The 16,768-nt window shown below is 69.7% G+C and carries 12 protein-coding genes and 1 pseudogene; 11 read left to right on the top strand and 2 right to left on the bottom strand.

From position 1 onward, the window contains the following. Nucleotides 1–1,145 (top strand): AMP-binding protein (locus tag ACFHWY_RS21135; protein WP_416581958.1); only part of this gene is annotated, 1,145 nt, incomplete at its 5' end. Nucleotides 1,146–1,289: 144 nt separating this feature from the next. Here ACFHWY_RS21135 and ACFHWY_RS21130 read toward each other — a convergent pair. Next, entirely contained in the window at nt 1,290–1,823 is a 534-nt protein-coding gene (locus ACFHWY_RS21130; RefSeq protein WP_416581957.1) for a phosphopantetheine-binding protein, read from the bottom strand. A 181-nt stretch (nt 1,824–2,004) separates the two neighbouring features. On the opposite strand from ACFHWY_RS21130, the gene ACFHWY_RS21125 reads away from it, so the two are divergent. From ACFHWY_RS21125 to ACFHWY_RS21085, 9 genes are all read left to right on the top strand, one after another. Further along, nucleotides 2,005–2,388, top strand: a complete 384-nt coding sequence (locus tag ACFHWY_RS21125) for a phosphopantetheine-binding protein (RefSeq protein WP_416581956.1) — start codon at nt 2,005–2,007, stop codon at nt 2,386–2,388. A 469-nt stretch (nt 2,389–2,857) separates the two neighbouring features. Next, nucleotides 2,858–5,839 (top strand): BTAD domain-containing putative transcriptional regulator, encoded by a 2,982-nt coding sequence (locus tag ACFHWY_RS21120; protein ID WP_416581955.1) that lies wholly within the window; start codon nt 2,858–2,860, stop codon nt 5,837–5,839. A 108-nt stretch (nt 5,840–5,947) separates the two neighbouring features. Further along, nucleotides 5,948–6,934, top strand: a complete 987-nt coding sequence (locus ACFHWY_RS21115) for a helix-turn-helix transcriptional regulator (protein ID WP_416581954.1) — start codon at nt 5,948–5,950, stop codon at nt 6,932–6,934. 234 nt (nt 6,935–7,168) lie between these two features. Next, nucleotides 7,169–8,392 (top strand): serine hydrolase domain-containing protein, encoded by a 1,224-nt coding sequence (locus ACFHWY_RS21110; RefSeq protein ID WP_416581962.1) that lies wholly within the window; start codon nt 7,169–7,171, stop codon nt 8,390–8,392. 488 nt (nt 8,393–8,880) lie between these two features. Then, a complete protein-coding gene (locus ACFHWY_RS21105; RefSeq protein ID WP_416581953.1) occupies nt 8,881–10,071 on the top strand; it encodes a DUF2254 domain-containing protein in 1,191 nt (396 codons plus the stop codon). A gap of 251 nt (nt 10,072–10,322) precedes the next feature. Then, nucleotides 10,323–11,009, top strand: a complete 687-nt coding sequence (locus ACFHWY_RS21100; RefSeq protein WP_416581952.1) for a tryptophan 2,3-dioxygenase family protein — start codon at nt 10,323–10,325, stop codon at nt 11,007–11,009. Nucleotides 11,010–11,108: 99 nt separating this feature from the next. Next, the gene (locus ACFHWY_RS21095) at nt 11,109–12,362 is read left to right on the top strand and encodes a tryptophan 2,3-dioxygenase family protein (protein WP_416581951.1); all 1,254 of its coding nucleotides are present in this window, start codon (nt 11,109–11,111) and stop codon (nt 12,360–12,362) included. Next, nucleotides 12,359–13,519 (top strand): aminotransferase class V-fold PLP-dependent enzyme, encoded by a 1,161-nt coding sequence (locus ACFHWY_RS21090; protein ID WP_416581950.1) that lies wholly within the window; start codon nt 12,359–12,361, stop codon nt 13,517–13,519. The genes ACFHWY_RS21095 and ACFHWY_RS21090 overlap by 4 nt, the downstream gene beginning before the upstream one ends. Then, a complete protein-coding gene (locus tag ACFHWY_RS21085) occupies nt 13,516–14,535 on the top strand; it encodes a methyltransferase (RefSeq protein WP_416581949.1) in 1,020 nt (339 codons plus the stop codon). The genes ACFHWY_RS21090 and ACFHWY_RS21085 overlap by 4 nt, the downstream gene beginning before the upstream one ends. 162 nt (nt 14,536–14,697) lie before the next feature. Here the strand turns inward: ACFHWY_RS21085 and ACFHWY_RS21080 are convergent, their stop codons facing one another. Beyond that, the gene (locus ACFHWY_RS21080) at nt 14,698–15,927 is read right to left on the bottom strand and encodes a DUF2786 domain-containing protein (RefSeq protein WP_416581948.1); all 1,230 of its coding nucleotides are present in this window, start codon (nt 15,925–15,927) and stop codon (nt 14,698–14,700) included. A gap of 115 nt (nt 15,928–16,042) precedes the next feature. Between ACFHWY_RS21080 and ACFHWY_RS21075 the strand changes: the two are divergent. Further along, a pseudogene (locus tag ACFHWY_RS21075) lies at nt 16,043–16,726 on the top strand (alpha/beta fold hydrolase). The last annotated feature ends 42 nt before the right edge of the window (nt 16,727–16,768 follow it).

The following is a 16,768-nucleotide window of genomic DNA, read 5'->3' as shown; positions in this document are numbered from 1 at the left end:
ACGCCGACGCCGACGCCGACGCCGACGCCGACGCCGACGCCGACGCCGACGCCGACGCCGACGCCGATCGGCCTCGGCGGCTGCGGGCACCGATGGCCAGCCGGATGGCCTACCTGCTGCCGACCGGCGGCAGTTCCGGCCGGCCGAAGATCGCGATTCGCCCCGGACCGCTCAACTACGATCCGCACCAGGTGCCGTTGCCGTTGCGTCGTCGGGCCGGCTGGCGAGCGGGTCAGCGGCAACTGATACTCGGCCCGTTGCACCACGCGGCCCCGTTCACCACGCTGCTGGACGGGCTGCTCGACGGCAACACCACCGTGCTGCCGCCGTACTTCCTGCCGGCCTGGACGGTGACGTTGGTCGAGCGGTACGCCGTGGAATGGATCCAGCTCACCCCGGCGCACATGCGCACCATCCTGATGCTTCTCGAGCCCGACCCGGCGTCCTTCGCCAGCGTACGCACGGTGATGCACACGGCAGCGTCCTGCGACCCGTTGACCAAGAAGAGCTGGATCGAGCTGGTCGGGCCGCAACATCTGTACGAGGTGTACAGCTCGACCGAGAACATCGGCGGCACCCTGGTGCGGGGGGACGAATGGCAACAGCGGCCCGGAACCGTGGGCCGCGGGTTCTTCACGAAGATCAGCATCAGGGACGACGCCGGGAACCGGCTCGGCCCGGGACAGACCGGCAAGGTGTTCATGCGCGCCGGTCGGGTCTCCAGGGGAGACGCATACCTGGGCAGCCAGGTGCTGGAAACGACGGCCGACGGTTTCGCCAGCGTCGGCGACTTCGGTTGGCTCGACGAGGACGGCTATCTGTTCCTCGCCCCCCGACGGCACGACGTGATCAATGTGGGTGGCGAGAAGGTCTATCCCAACGAGGTCGAGGCCCAGTTGCTGGAACACCCCGCGGTGCTGGACGCCGTGGTGGTGGCAACCGAGGAGCAGGTGCTCGGGTCGACGGTCGGAGCCTACGTGGTCTGCAAGCCGGGATCGACGGTCAGTAGCGGCGAGCTCATGGCGCACTGCCGGACCGGTCTGGTCAACTACAAGGTGCCGACGCGGGTAACCTTCGTCGACCAGGTGCCGCGCTCGGCCGCCGGCAAGCTCGAACGGTGGCGGCTGGCCGGCCGGCGTGGCTGATCAGAAACCGGTCTGCACCCGGACCCTGGTCCGCTGGCGGCCGCGGTCCGGGCCCGGTCCGAGCGGACGCGCCCGGCTCGGTCTGCTACCGCCGGCGGGCGCACCATGTGCGACGAGTCGGACCATGAGGGCGGTCTCGCCTGCCTACTGCCGTTGAACTACCAGGCGTCCACGCAGGAGGCTGGCGGTGCCGCGGATGCTGTAGGTGCTCATGAAGTCATAGACGTCCAGCACCTCGCCGAACTCCTCCTCGATCCTCGAGAGGATCTCGACCGCGACGATGGAGTCGCCGCCAAGGTCCAGGAAGTCGTCGTGCACGCCGATCCACTTCAGATTCATGGTGCCGGTCCAGATCGACAAAAGCCTTTCCTCGATGTCGTCGACCGGACCTACGAACAGGGTACACGTGCCGGCGATGACCGCAGACCGGATGTATTCGGTGTCGAGCGTGTCGCCAGCGATCGGCATGGTGTCGACGAGTAGCACACCGTCCAAGCCGCAGTGCGCACCGAGTCGGTCCCACACGTAGCTTCGGAGCTCCGGCCCGCTCACGTACTGGGCGAACTCGACCACGCCAACCGTGGCGTCCCGATCATCGTGGCGAACTGTCGTCGCCCGGGCATCGCGCACGGCCGAATGGCCCCGCAGGGTGGATGCGAGCTCTGTCAAGCCAACCATCGACCGCTCCTTCAGTAACGGCGGCAATCCGAGCCGCCGGCGCGGATTGACAACAGTCGCCAGGGTGCCACGAGAGCTTGTGCGGGCGCAGAGAAGGATCGGCAGGAAATCCGGAAGACGTCGACTGCCGCTGCTTCTTCCCGCCTGGCCTTGCCGGCACCCATGGAACCGGCAACAATTCATGCCGACGGATGGCGATCCTGCGACCGTCCGCTATTCGACGCCACATCGTCGGCGATTCTGGGGGTATTGCGTGATGAACGAAATCAGCTGTGCGCAGTCATCGCTCGTCGAGGAGGATGTGCCGGGCACCACCACAGAGCGGGTCATCGCCGAGGTGTGGGCCGAGGTACTGAACCTTGACGAGGTCGGGCGGCACGACAACTTCTTCGACCTTGGTGGCCATTCGGTACTCGCGACGCAGGCCGTGGCCCGGTTGTGCGTCGCGCTGGGCCGGCAGCTGCCGGAGCGGGCCTTGTTCGACTGGCCGACCGTCGCGACCCTGGCCTCGGCCCTGCCCGGCTATCCCGCTGCCGAACAGGTTGTACGTATCACGCGCAGGTGAGCGGCGGGTCCGGTGGGGGAGCCGGACCGGATGGGCCGTCGTCCGGTGCCCCCGACACATCGGGGCACTGTCCGGCTCGATGTGGTTGGTGTAGTCAGGCGCCCCTGTTGGTGATGGCATGGTCGGCCAACCGGTTCAGGTGGTCGTCAAGTTCTGCACGCCCTTGCTGGTCGTCCGCAGTGATCATGTCCGCCCTACCGTCATCACTGATCGTGCCTGTGTCCGGTGGCTGGCAGCCGTGGTGACCGCAGTGGTCTCTGCGCGGTGGTGTCCGGCTACCCCTCCTGTACCGACGAACGTCTGGCGGATCGCTGATGCCCCTGCTGCGATCGCGGTCGTCGGGTGTCGCGCCGGACCGGCGTGAGCCGGAGGCCGTGGTCCGGCGGGGGTGCTCGGCGAGGGCACATATTAGTAGATCAAGAACAAATTGCATCGATGTTCATAGTTTTATTTCCCGTATGCTACGGCCATGGTGCGAGTCGAGTTCCGGGTTCTTGGAACATTGGAAGCCGTGGTCGACGGTTCCCCCGTACCGATAACCTCACCGCGGCAACGGGTAGTGCTGGCCAATCTGCTGATGGCCGCCAACCATGTCGTGACCGTCGAGAAGCTGATCGGCGCCGTTTGGGACACTTCCCCGCCGCCCAGCGCACGTGGCCAGATCCAAATCTGCATCTCCGCGCTGCGCCGGGCTCTCGGCAGGCCGGAGATCATCGACACGAACCCGCTCGGCTACTCCATCCGGGTGGCGCGCCCGCAACTCGACTACCTCATGTTCGACGACGCCCTTGCCAAGGGTCGGTCCGCCGCGGCCCAAGGGCGGCTGGACGAGGCGCTGACCCACCTGGACCGCGCGATCGACATCTGGTCCGGCCCGGCGTTGGGCGGTGTGCCCGGCCGGGCCGCAGAAGTCGTCTCCCACCGGCTGGAGGAGCGGCGGATCATGGCGCTGGAGGACCGCGCCGAGATCCGTCTGGGCCTGGGCGGACATCGGGAGCTCGTCGAGGAACTGGTCGCGTTGACCACGGAGTACCCCCTGCGGGAACGCCTGTGGGGGTTCCGGATGCTCGCTCTCTACCGGTCCGGACGTCAGGCCGAAGCGCTGGCGACGTACCGTACGGCCCGCACCAACCTGGTGGGCGAACTGGGCATAGAGCCGAGCCAGTACCTGCGCAAACTGGAACGCGCGATTCTCAGCCAGGACACCAGCCTCAGCGGCGACGTGGACGACAGACGTACCGGCACCGCCACGAGCGTGCACCGACCGCAGGAGTTGCCCGCCGATCTGCCGGACTTCGTCGGCCACGCCACGCTGATCGACGCCCTCACCACCACCCTGACCAGTGGGGACGCCAAGCGGGTACCGATCGCGGTCATCACCGGAGCGCCGGGCTGTGGCAAGACCTCGCTGGCCCTGCACGTCGCACACCTGCTACGCACCGAGTTCGTCAACGGTAGCCTCTACGCCTGCCTGTACGGGAGCACCGCCCAGCCACGCTCGACCGATGCGGTGCTCAGCGACCTCCTGCACGGGCTCGGTGTTGCCGCCGCGACGATCCCGGTCGAACGCGGGCAACGGATCAACCTCCTACGCAGCCAGATGGCGACCCGACGGCTGCTGATCGTGCTGGACGATGTCGGCGGTGAGGAGCAGATCGCCGACCTGCTCCCCGGCGTGCCGGGTCCGGCGGTGCTGATCACCAGCCGTCGCCGGCTGGCCGGCATCCCGGGTGCTCGGGCCGTGGATGTCGATATGATGTCGGCCGACGAGAGCCTGACCCTGCTCGGCCGAATCTGCGGGGAGCAGCGGGTCGCCGCAGCGCCCGACGTCGCGGCGGAACTGGCCGACATGTGCGGCGGCCTACCCCTGGCCGTACGGATCGCCGGGGTCCGGCTGGCCGCGCACCCGCACTGGGCGGTCGGCAACCTGCTCGACCGGCTGCGCGACGAGCGGTCCCGGCTGGACGAACTGTCCCACGGCGAGGTCGCGGTCCGCTCGCTGCTCGTTGACGTGTACGAGTCACTCACCGAACCGGCGCAGACTCTGTTCTGGCTGCTCAGTGCCTTGGAGCTACACGAGTTCAGCGCCTGGACCGCGGCAGCTCTGCTGGACTGCGATACGAAGCGGGCGACGGTTCTCCTCGACGAACTCGCGGACGTCCGGCTGCTGGAGGCCCATCTCTCCGCGTTCACCAGGCAACCCCGCTATCGATTCCACGAGCTGGTACGGGTGTTTGCGGGCGAGCATCGGCTGGCGCGGGACGACAGGGGGGAGTGCACCGAGGCGGTCGCGCGGTCGCTCGGCGCCCTACTCGCCTTCGCCGAGGAGGCTCATCTACGGATCTACGGGGGACGCTTCGCGGTCCTGCACGGAACGGCGCCCAGGTGGGCCGGCGCACCAACCGAGTTCGACCGGTTCCTCGGGAATCCCACGGCCTGGTTCGACGAGGAGCGCATCACGCTGGAGGTGGCGATCCGTCAGGCGGCGGAGCTGAAGCTCGACGAGCTGTGCTGGGAGCTGGCCATCGTGTCGGTCACCATGTACGAGAGGCGCGGTCTGTTCGCCGAGTGGCGTGCGACGCACAACATCGCGCTGCAGGCCACCAACAGGGCCGGTAATCGCCGGGGCGCCGCCGCCGTGTTGGCGTCGCTCGGCTCGCTGGGTGTCGCCCAACACGCCGAGGACGATGGCGAGAACCTGATGCACGCCATGAGCTTGTTCGATGCGGCCGGCGACCAGGCCGGCTCGGCACTGACGCTGCGGAACCTCGCCCACCTCGACCGCATTCAGGGCCGGCCCGGCATGGCGGTGCTGCGTTACGAGCAGGCCCTGGAAAAGTTCCGGGCGGTCAGCGATCTGGGCGCACAAGCCCATGTGCTGAGTGGACTCGCCCGTAGCTACCTGGACCTCGGCTCCCCGGATCAGGCCGAATCTCTGGCGAAGGAGTCGCTCGCCCTGGGTGAACAGCTCGGTAACCGGCGCCTTCAGGCGCAGGCGTTGTACCGGCTCGGTGAGGTGTTCGCCGACTCGGGGCAGGCGCTCGCCGCGAAGGCCGTCTTCCAGTCGGCACTGGATCTGGCTCGGGCGCAGGACGACCGTGTCGGCCAATCCTATGCCCTCAATGGCCTCGGCGCGGCCATGTTGGAGCAGAACGAGTTCACCGCGGCGGAGATTCATTTCAGCGAGGCCGTCGAGATCTGCCGGATGACGAACGAGCGGAATGTGCACGCACACGCCCTGTTCGGGCTTGGCCGGGTCTACCTGAGCCGGAGCGAGTTCGATACCGCTGAGCACTTCTTCGTGCAGGCAGCGAACGCATTCGCGATGCAGGAGAACGACCCGTGGCACTCGCGATCTCTCGAAGAGTTGGGCGCGCTGCGCCGGGCCGCCGGCCGGCTACCGGCGCGGAGTAGGAGCGAGCCGGTAGGGGAGGGCACCGCCACCGGTTGACGGTAGCGGACCGGCCCGTCCAGCCCCAGGCCACCCACGGGCACGACTTGTTCTCGGGTCATGCGACCAACCGATTCCGGACGATCTGCTCCCGGTACCCTGCTCCCTGTGTCGAACGGTCCGAGCCCGACCGCCCGGGCCCTGCGCGCGCTCGAGATCCTGCAGGCCCGTCCCGGCACGACCGCCGACCAGCTCGCCTCGTCGCTGGGCGTGACGGGGCGGGCGGCGCGGCGCTACGTCGGCATCCTCCGTGAGGCCGGCATCCCGGTCGAGTCGATTCGCGGACCGTACGGGGGCTACCGGCTGGGCCGTGGTATCCGGCTACCGCCGGTCGTCTTCACCGAGGAGCAGGCCCTCGGCCTGGTCATGGCCGTGCTCGACGGGCAACCGGCCGCGATCGACGCCGACGACCTGGTCGGCTCGGCGCTAAGCAAGGTCATCCGGGCTCTCCCCGAGAGCATCGGACGGCAGGCGGCGGCGCTTCGGGCCTACGCCTCGGCCGCCCCGGACCGGCAGTCGGCCCGCCCCGACCCCACCATCACGAGCGCGCTGGTCACCGCGGTCGCCGACCGCCGCCGCGTGCTGCTCACCTACCGGAGTGAGAGCGGCGAGGAGTGGGACGCCGAGGTCGACCCGTGGGCGGTCGTGGTGAGGTACGGGCGCTGGTACCTGCTGTGCCATTCGCACCGCGCCAAGGCGGTCCGCACCTACCGGGTCGATCGGATCCGAGCCGCACGGCATACCCGGTACGGCTTCTCACCGCCGAGCGACCTGGATCCGGTCGTCGCGCTCGAGGAGCACCTGGGCGCCGGGTGGAAGTACCCCACCCGGGTGGTGTTCGACGCGCCGCGGGACAAAGTGGCGCCGTGGATCCGCCCGGCGATGGGCCATCTCGAGCCGGCCGGCGACCGGTGCGTGCTGGTCGGCAGCACCCGAAATCCCGCCATGTACGCGCAGGAGTGGCTCGCCACCGTCCCGTTCGACTTCATCGTGGAAGAGGGCACCGAACTACGCGCCGCCGTGGCCACGGTCGCGGCCCGCTTCGCGGCGGCACTCCCACCTTCGTCGGCGACACAATCGCGAGGGGGATGCTGATCTCCAGGCTGCCGGTTCCGGCGGACACGTCCGCCCATGACCAGCGCGAAGGTCGATCTGGTGCGCCACAGCCGGGCACCATCTGGTGTCCCGGTGAGCGAGCAGCTGTACGCCGACCGGCGATCCCGGCTCGTCCCGCAGTGGGAGCGGAATCTCGCGCCTGAGCAGGATGCGTTCGGCCAGGGACACCGCAAACATGTAGATATGTCGAGTATTTTTCGGACGCTGAGGATCGTGGCCACCAGCGCGACGCTGGTGGCCACGATCGTTGTCGTACCCGCATCTGCCACAGCGGAGCCCGGTCCGTCCGCCGGCGGAGTGGATCGCGCCGAGTTGCGCGGCGCGCTCGCCGCAGTACCCGAAGCCGGCGCCCCGGGCGTGCTGGCCGCCGTGCGCGACGGCCGGCGTGACTGGCGTGACGCCGCCGGCCAGGCGTTTCTGACCAACCACCAACCGATGCGACCACAGATGCGGCACCGTGTCGGCAGCATCACCAAGACATTCGTCGCCACCACCGTGCTGCAGCTGGTCGACGAGGGCCGACTGGGTCTCGACGACCCGATTGGGAAGTGGCTGCCCGACACCGTGCCGGGTGAGCTCGGCGATCGGGTGACCGTCCGGATGCTGTTGAACCACACCAGCGGCATCGGCAACTACACCAACGCGATGATCAGCTCGTACGCGGCGATCAACCGGATGCAGGTCACCACGTACGCTCCGGCGGACCTCGTCGCCACGGGCCTGGCCATGCCGCCGACCAACGCTCCCGGCGCCAAGTTCAGCTACTCGAACACCAACTACGTCCTGGCCGGGCTGCTGATCGAAGCGGCCACCGGCAACGACGCGGCCATCGAGGTGCGACGGCGTATCCTGCGGCCGCTGAGGCTTACCGGGACCTCCTTCCCCGGCACCGATCCGACGATGCGTGGCCCACACAACGGCGCCTACTTCGCCCCTTTCGGGGTTCGCGACCTCAGCGAGTTCAACATGAGCTGGGCGTGGACGGCGGGCGAGATGATCGCCACCACGGCGGACCTGAACACGTTCTTCCGGGCCCTGCTCGGCGGCGACCTGCTCAGCCCGGCCACCCTCGATGAGATGCTCGACAGGGTGCCGGTCCTGCCGGAGCTGCCCGAAGCCGGCGGCTACGGTCTCGGCATCTACTCGCTACCCACCCCGTGCGGCGAGTTCTGGGGCCACGACGGGGCGGTCTTCGGTCACCTGATGTTCTCGATGCACAGCCGGGACGGTAACCGCCAGGTGTCGTCCGGGCTCAACATCAGCCACCACCAGTTCGGCCTGCCCGATCCGCACCCCATCGACATCGCCTGGCAGACGTTCCTGCTCACCGCGATGTGCCCGACCAGCGAGACGAGTAGCCGCTCGGCAGCGGCAGCACCGAAACTGCCCAGCGTGACCCGGATGCCGGGCAACGACACGGCGGTGGCCGCGCCCTAGTTGGTGCGACTGCGCGCTTCGACATGGTGACCCACGGCGAACAGGTCGGTCAGTTGGTCGTGGCGCACCGCCGCCCGGGGGACCGGGCTTCTCGCCGGTGGAACGCCGGTTGCTCAGCGACGTCGCCCGACACGCCTCGGTGGCGGTAGCGACAAGTCCGGCTGCCAGCGACGATCGCACCGGCCGGTCGCTGCCGGCGGCGTTGCCGCCGCCTTTCCACCAGCTCACGCCACGCGAACAGGAGATCCTGCGGCACCTGTCGCGGGCCAGGGCAACGCGGAGATCGCCCGACGGCCGGGCCCCGCGTGGAGCGCTGAACCTCCGCACCAGCGTACTGCCGGCGGTGATGCCGGACAGCGGCCGGGGCGAGGTTTGCCGCGGAGCGGTCCGGGTAGCGGACAGGAAAGCGTAGCCGCCGCCTGACTACCGGGAGGACCGAGCGTGACACGCAGATCGCGCTGGCGGCGCTGCTTGCCGGCGGAGTGCGGGTGAGCCGCCCACGAACGGCCTCCGCCCGGCTCGCCGAGGTCCGGGAGGGCTTCTGGTTCATTCCGGCACTCTTCGCGGTGGGCGCCGTCGTGGCGGCCGTCGGCCTGTCGCTGCTGGAGCTGCGGCTGATGCTGCCGGTCGAGAGCATCCTGCCCAGTGGTCCCGCCGGCGCCCGGTCCCTGCTGTCGTCGATCATCACCGCGATGATCTCGTTCACGGCGCTGGTCTTCTCCATCACGGTCGTGGCGCTGCAACTGGCCAGCAGTCAGTACTCCCCGCGCGTGCTGCGCACGTTCCTCCAGGACCGGATCATCCAGGCCACCCTCGGGACGTTCGTCGCGACATTCCTGTTCGCGATGGTGGTGCTGGCGGCGTTGCCGGCCAGTGACAGCGAGCGGCTGCCCGAACTCTCGCTCGCCGTGTCGATGTCGCTCGTCCTGGCGAGTACCGCGATGTTCATCTACTACCTGCACCACATCACCACGGTGATGCGGGTGTCTCACATCATCGCCGCCATCGGCGCCCAGACCCGCCGCACGATCGAGCGGTACGTGCCCGAGCGGGAGGTGCCGGCGGCGGCCGTCGGCGAGGTGGTGCAGGTTGTGCCGGCACCGGAGGCGGGAGTGGTCACCGACGTCGACCTCAGCCTGCTGGCCCGGCTGGCCCGCGAGCACGACTGTGCTGTCACTGTCGTACCGGCCCCGGGTGACTTCGTGGTCTCCGGAGCGCCGCTGCTGCACACCCACCGGTTGCCCACCGGCACGCCGCGCCCGCTGTCCGCCGAGCGCGTCGTCCAAACGGTCACCATCGACGTGGAGCGCACACCGGGCCAGGACGTGGGGTTCGGTATCCGGCAGCTGGCCGACATCGCCACGCGTGCCCTTTCTCCCGCCACCAACGACGTCACCACCGCCGTGCGTGCCGTGCAGGAGGCACACGAGCTGCTCCGCTGCCTCGCGACACGGCCCGATCCGGCCCGGGCCGTACGGGACGACGACGGCACGGTGCGGGTGCGGGCGAACCATCCCACCTACGACACCTACCTCGCAATGATCATCGACGAGGTGCGGAGCGCCGCCGACCGGCAACCACGGGTCAGCCAGCTGCTCGACGCCGTCGTCGCCGACCTGGGCTCCGTCGCCCTCCAGGCCCACCAGCCGGCGATCCGACGGCGGTTCTCGACCGGTTGACGCCGTTACGGCCGACGGCCGGACGGAGGCCAGCGGTCGATACGTGACGGTGCTGGCACGCGCGGGCCGCCGGTAGCTCGGCCACGGTCGTAGCCACCTTCACCGGCCTCGCGAGGTGGACCGGACCTGGACTAATCAAAAGTTCTGAAACTTGCTGCGACCAAGGGGTAGCGCATTGCTGCATGTCGTTGGATGATTGCCGCCAACGTATTGTTGATCGCGGCGCCAGCGCCGACCGGAGGGCTTAGTCCGTGAAGCATGACCATTCGCCTGTCTTGCCGGGTCCCGGTGCCACAGACTACGCGCGTTATATGCAGACAGATGCTTTACTGGGTCTGCAACGATCGCCGGGCGAGGTGATACATCGCGACGAGCTGCTTTTCCAGGTGGTTCACCAGTCGACTGAGTTGTGGCTGAAACTGGCGGCGGCGGAGCTGGCCGAGGCGACCGCCCGGGTGGTCGCCGGGCAGTTGCCAATGGCCGAGGCGCTGTTGGTCCGGGCGACGCTCGCCGTCCGGTTGATCACCGACGGGCTGGAGATGCTGCGGTATCTGTCTCCAGTGGACTTCCGGGCCATGCAACCGGCACTGGGTAAGGGCTCCGGTGCCGAGTCGCCGGGCTGGCGGCAGGTCCAGGCGACCAGTCGACAACTGGGCCACGCGTTCGGCGAGCAGCTTGACACCCGAGGTGTTCCGGCGGCGGACCTGTGCCCGGCAGACCTGTCGGATCCGCTGCATCGGCTCGCCGAGGCGATGGTGGAATGGGATGAACGCGTGTCGCTGTGGCGGGTTCGTCATTACCAGGTGGCGCTGCGAATTGGCGGCCACCCCCCGGCTGGCAGCCCCGGTAGCCCGGCGAACATGCTGGCAAAACTCGCCGGACACCGATTTTTCCCCGAGTTGTGGCAGGCGCGGCTGCACTCCACCGCCGACGAATAGCGTCGCACAATTCCTTATTGTGCTCGGCAGCATGTACTCGGCAGCGAAAGCCGGCGATTGTCGATCGTGGTTCGTCCCGTCAATTGCGAGGGGTGGCAAGTGCGTGCGTTGACTCACTGGTTGTGCGGCCGGACCGAACCGAGACTCTTTCCTTACTCGGCGGTGCTCGACGAATTTCACCGGGTTGGCAAACACTTTGTCGAAAAGAGTCTCCTGGCACTGCTCGACGGTGCCCGACAGACGACGGCCGGCCGGGCAGCGGGCAGCGGCGACGCCGCGACCCGGCAGTTGACCGACTTCCTGGACATCGCACTCGACAAGTGGGACGGCCGGTACGACTACCGCAGTTACCTTGCCCTGCGGCTGCTTCGGCTGCCCTGCGGAGCGGACGATCCGGCTCCGGCGGCGGACCCGACGGCCACGCGACAGGCTCGGGACCGTCTCCTCGTCCGTCTGGTCGCCGACACGCTGGCCTTCGAACTGGCCGCTGCCGCGCACACCACCGAGCTGTTCCCGCAGCACCGGCCGGGGCCAGCGGTGGTGGCCAAACGCTGCCGGCTCGGTGTCCGAGCCGCTTCGCCCGCGCTGGCCCGGCTCGGCCTGACCGGGGCGGACGCCCCGGCGACCGCCGGCGACCTGCACGCCGTCGCCAGTGACCTGGCGCCCGCCGGGGATCCGCCGCTGCGGCTGAGCATGCTGCCCGTCCACGTGACGCACGACGAGTACCTGTTCATCCGGGTGCTGCAGAGCTACGAGTGTCTCTTCGCCGGGGTCGCCGAGGAACTTCAATCGGCGGTCGCCGCACTGAACGGGTCCGCGCCCGACGCCGCGGTGGACCGGCTCGGCCACGCGGGTGACCTGCTGCGTGCCGCAGGTCCGCTGTTCTCCCTGCTGGCCACCATGCAGCCGGAGTCCTTCCGCACGTTCCGGCAGTACACCGAGGGGGCCAGTGCGATCCAGTCCCGCTCCTACAAGCTGGTGGAGTCGCTGTGCCGGACCCCGGAAGCGGACCGGCTGGACTCGGTGGCCTTCCGGTCGGTGCCGGAGGTGCGGGCCCGGGTACAGGGCGGCCAGTCGACGGTCGACGAGGCGTACCGGTCGGCTGTTTCCGATGGCCGGCTGACCGGCCCGGGCGGCGCCCTGGTAGCGCAGCGGATGGCCGTGTTCGCCGGCACCCTGGGGCAGTGGCGTCGCACCCATCTCCGGGTGGCGGTGCGGATGCTCGGCTCGCAGCCCGGCACCGGATACACCGAGGGCACGCCGTACCTGGCGGCGGTCAGCGCCGATCCGGTCTTCACCGCCGTACCGCCCGAACCCCCCTCGGCCGGCCCGACCGAACGGCGCTGCGCGTGAACCGGCCCGAGGTGACTCCCCGATGCCTCGACGCCGACGCGCAGGCCGTGCTGCGCGCCGAGTTCCCGCTGTTGCAGACCTGCGTCTACCTGAACAGCAACTCCACCGGCGCGGTGCCCAGGGGTGCCGAGCGCGTGTTGCACGGCTACTGGGAGACGTTACGCACCTGGCGCGACGATGTGTGGCAGGACTGGCACGTCGGCCTCGACCGGTACGCCGATTCGGTGGCCGCGATGCTCGGAGCGCCGCCGGGCAGCGTGCTCACCGACGCGAACCTGAGTACCTTCCTGGCCCGGGTGGCGTCCTGCTTCGATTACCGGCCGCCCCGCAACCGGGTCGTCATCACGGATCTCGAGTATCCGACGGTACCGTTCATCTTCCGGGCCTACGGCCGTCTCGGTGCGGACCTCGACGTGGTCGGCACCGGTGGCCCCCGCCTCGACCAGGATGCCCTGGAGGCGCGGCTGGACGAGCGTACGCTGCTGGTCTGCGTGCCGCACGCCAGCTTCACCTCTGGCGCCACCGTCGACCTGCCCCGCCTGGTGGCCCGTGCTCACCAGGTCGGCGCGCTGGTGGTGGTGGACGCCTTCCAGACCGCCGGGGTGGTGCCGCTGGACGTCGCCGCGCTCGGCGTCGATGTTGTCCTCGGCGGCTCCCACAAGTGGCTCTGCGGCGTCGGCACCGCGTTCCTCTACGTCCGGCCGGACCTCGTGCCGCAGCTCAATCCGGCGGCCACCGGGTGGCAGGCCGGCGACCGGGCACTGACGTTCCGACCCTCATACGGGTGGGCAGCGGGAGTGCGCCGGTTCGCTGGCGGCACGCCGTACCCGCTCACCTCGTTGGTCTCCCAGGTCGGAATGGATCTGCTGGCCGGAGTCGGTGTCGACGCTATCCGGCGGCATTCGCTGGCGCTCACCCAACGGCTGCTGGACCTGGCCGAGGCCGCCGGCCTCCCGGTGGTCAGCCCCACCGGCGCGACACGCGGTCCAGTGGTGTGTCTGGACATCCCCGAGGGCGAAGCCGTCAAGAAGCGGCTCGCCGCCCGCGGCGTGATCTGCAGCTGGCGTGGCTACCTGCGGGTCGGACCGCACGTCTACAACACCCTCGACGAGATCGACCTGTTCATGGATGCCCTGAGTAAGGAGCTGCGCCGGTGACCGTCACTCTCTCGCCCCGGGCGTTGATGAGTCTGCTCGTGAACGGGCCCAAGGCGATTGACGTGCTGGACACGGCGTCGGAGATGGGGCTGCTCGACGCGCTGGAGCCCGGACCGGCCCGTCTCGACGCGATGGCGGCCCGATTCGAGGTGCTCCCGTTGCGGCTGTACAAGTTCCTCGACTGCGTCGAGAGCCTCGGTCTGTTGATCCGCGACGAGCCCGACGACGACATCGGCGCGACCAGCTACCGGGCCGTGCCGGGGCTGCGCGACGCGGTCGACGCGGTGCTCGGTCCGGGCGCCACCGAGCGGGACCGGGACCGCTATCCCTGGCGGCAGTTGCACGGCCGACTGGCCGGTAGCCTGCGCGGTGACGTCAGCATCGACGACGGTTTCGCCTGGCCACCGAAGACGGCCACGCAGAGCGCCGAGTTCGAGCGCAGCATGGCCCTCGGGCTGGGGCCGGCGATCGAGACGGTACGCCGGCACGCGAGCCGCCTGTGGTCCGACCGGCACCGCCTGCTGGACGTGGGCGGCGGCGACGGGACGCTCGCCGCGCACATCCTGGACTCCGCGCCGGCTCTGCGGGCCGACGTGTACAACCTGCCGGCGGTGGCGCCGTTGGTGGCGGCCACCCGAGCCAACCGCGGGCACCGGGATCGGATGGGCTTCGTCGGCGGCGACTTCTTCGCCGAGGCGCTGCCGACGGGCTACGACGCGCTCTCGTTCGTCCGGGTCCTGCACGACTGGCCCAACGCCGTGGCCCGCCAACTGGTGGAGCAGGCGTACGTGGCAGTGGAGCCGGGCGGGCTGCTGCTGATCTGTGAGGAGTTCCGCACCCCTGACCGACTGGCCATGCAGTTCTTCTGGAGCTACTTCCTGATCGGCGTCGACAGCAGCGTCAGCCGCCTGCGCGAGGTGGACTTCTACACCAGGCTGCTCACGGAGGTCGGTTTCCAGCACGTGTCAGTGCTCCCGGGCCCCTGGGAGCTGGTCACCGCGTACAAGCCGATCTGAACCGGTCACCCCCGGCGACCGGCGCTGTCCAGGTGGCGACCACCCGGCCGCTGCCGCAGTGCGCAGTGCCCGGTTCTCTCACCACGAGCCGTCGCCGGACTCCCGCCCGACCGAGCGTCGTGCCGAGGGCTGGGCCTCCTGCGGGCTCCCACGGCGGCAGGACTACCGGCCCCGGGTGGTGCCGGTCGGTAGGGCGGCGCGGTCGGCGGCCTGCCGACCGGACTCCCAGCCCTCACGGCTGTCTACCCGGACGGCCCGGGCCCGGACGGTGTGGGGGAAGACCCGCCGCATGGTCTCGCGGATCTGCTCGTCCCGGGAGGCGAGCACCGGAAGCAGGTCGGCCGGGTCGGTCACCCCGTCTCCGTCGCCCCGACCGGTGGCCCGCGCCAACGCGAGTTGTGCCACGTCGGCCAGTCGTTCGTCGATTCGGTCCGCAAACGCCACCAGGAAGGACTGACGGAACGCCTTCAGGCGGCGTCGACCGGCCTTGCCGCCCGGCGGCTCGGCCCGAGCCATCGCCCGGTGCGCCTGCACCAGCAGGGAGGTGTAGAGCAGATCGACGGCGTCGATGTCGGTGTCGAAACCGAAGACGGTGCTGAACGCCAGCTCCGGTGACGACACCGTGTGGCAGCGGTTGGTCCGGGCGATCGCGTCCAGCAGGGACGCCTTCTCCTTCTCGTGCGGGTGGTCTACACCGATCCGCCGCGCGTACGGCACCACCGGCGCCGCGTCACCGTTCCGGGCGGCCAGCAGCGCCTCGTCCAGGCTGTGCCGGGTGACCAACTCCTGGGCCTTGGCGGTGTACGCCTCCGCCTCGGCCGGGTAGGTCGTTGACTCCGCCTTGGCGAGCAGGGCGCGTACCCGGTCGAGCAGCCGGGCATCGACCCGGGACGACCCGTTGGCGCCCGACCTGTCGGCCGGCACGGCGGCGGACCCGGGCGGGGGGACCAGCACCTCGATCGGCGGGAGCGTGGCCAGGATGGCGAGCAGGCCCAAAACCAGGTCGAGTACGGCCACCCGGTCGAGCCGCCAGCAGGCCGTGAGTGCGTCGACGTAGGTCGCGTCCCCGGTCCACCAGACCCGCGCGTCGAGGGTGTCTGCCTGCGCCAGCCACTGCCCGTCGACCGTGTTTCGGGGGAACTGCCGCAGGTGCGCGGCGACCGCGTCGGTGACCAGGTCGGCCTGGTGCGGTCGGCCCCGACGGGCGACCACCCGGTGCAGTTCGGCCGGCTGCCACCCGCCCCGCCACAGCCGGGCGCAGGTCTCGTCCCTCGCGGCCACCAGCTCCGGGTCGACCTCGGTTGACGGTGTGACGGTCAGCGCGTCCAGCCCCGATTCGTAGTCGACCGTTCCGGCGAGAATCGCCCTGATCCGTGCCCGCACAGCTGTCACCGGCACAAGGCTACGGAGTCCGGGTCGCTGTAGCGCCGGGCGGGGCGCCGACCAGTCGGCACAACGGCCAGAGTTCCGGAAGCATATCGTCCGGAATCGCCTCTACGTTGATCCGATGACTGCAGAACAGATCGTGCTCTTGGGTGGCCTGTGGCTCGACGGGTCGGTGTGGACCGGCGTCGCGTCAGAGCTGGAGAAGAGGGGCCGCCACCCCGTGCCGGTCACCCTGCCGGGTCAGGGTGACGGGAACATGTCGGCGACGCTGGCCGATCAGGTGTCCGCGGTGCTTGCCGCCGTGGACGCGGGGCATGGCAGGTCGGTGGTGGTGGGGCACTCCGCGGCCTGCACCCTGGCCTGGATGACGGCCGACGTGCGGCCCAGCCGGGTCGCGAAGGTGGTGCTGATCGGCGGGGTCCCATCAGGCGACGGGCAACCGTACGCCGACCTCCTCGAGATCACCGACGGCGTCATGCCGTTCCCGGGCTGGGCGCTGTTCGAAGGCGCGGACGCGGCCGACCTCGACGAGCAGGCGCGGCAGGCGTTCGAGGCAGCCGCGATCCCGGTTCCGGAGGGTGTGGCCAGGGGCGTCGTGCGACTGACGGACGAGCGGCGGTTCGGCATACCTGTTGTCATGGTGTGCACCGAGTACACGCCGGCCCAAGCGTGAGAGTGGATTGCCGCGGGCGACGTACCCGAGCTGGCCCGGGCCGAGCATGTCGACCTGGTCGACATCAATTCCGGACACTGGCCGATGCTGACGCGGCCGACAGAGCTGGCGCGGATCCTGGCCGCGGTCTAGCCGGGCGCGGAGCGCCGCACGGACGGGCCGACTGTGCCGAGC

The sequence above is a fragment of the Micromonospora sp. LOL_024 genome (assembly GCF_048060415.1).
Taxonomy (GTDB): Bacteria; Actinomycetota; Actinomycetes; order Mycobacteriales; family Micromonosporaceae; genus Micromonospora.
The sequence above is the reverse complement of the archived record's forward strand: the minus strand, read 5'-3'. Positions and strand labels throughout refer to the sequence as shown.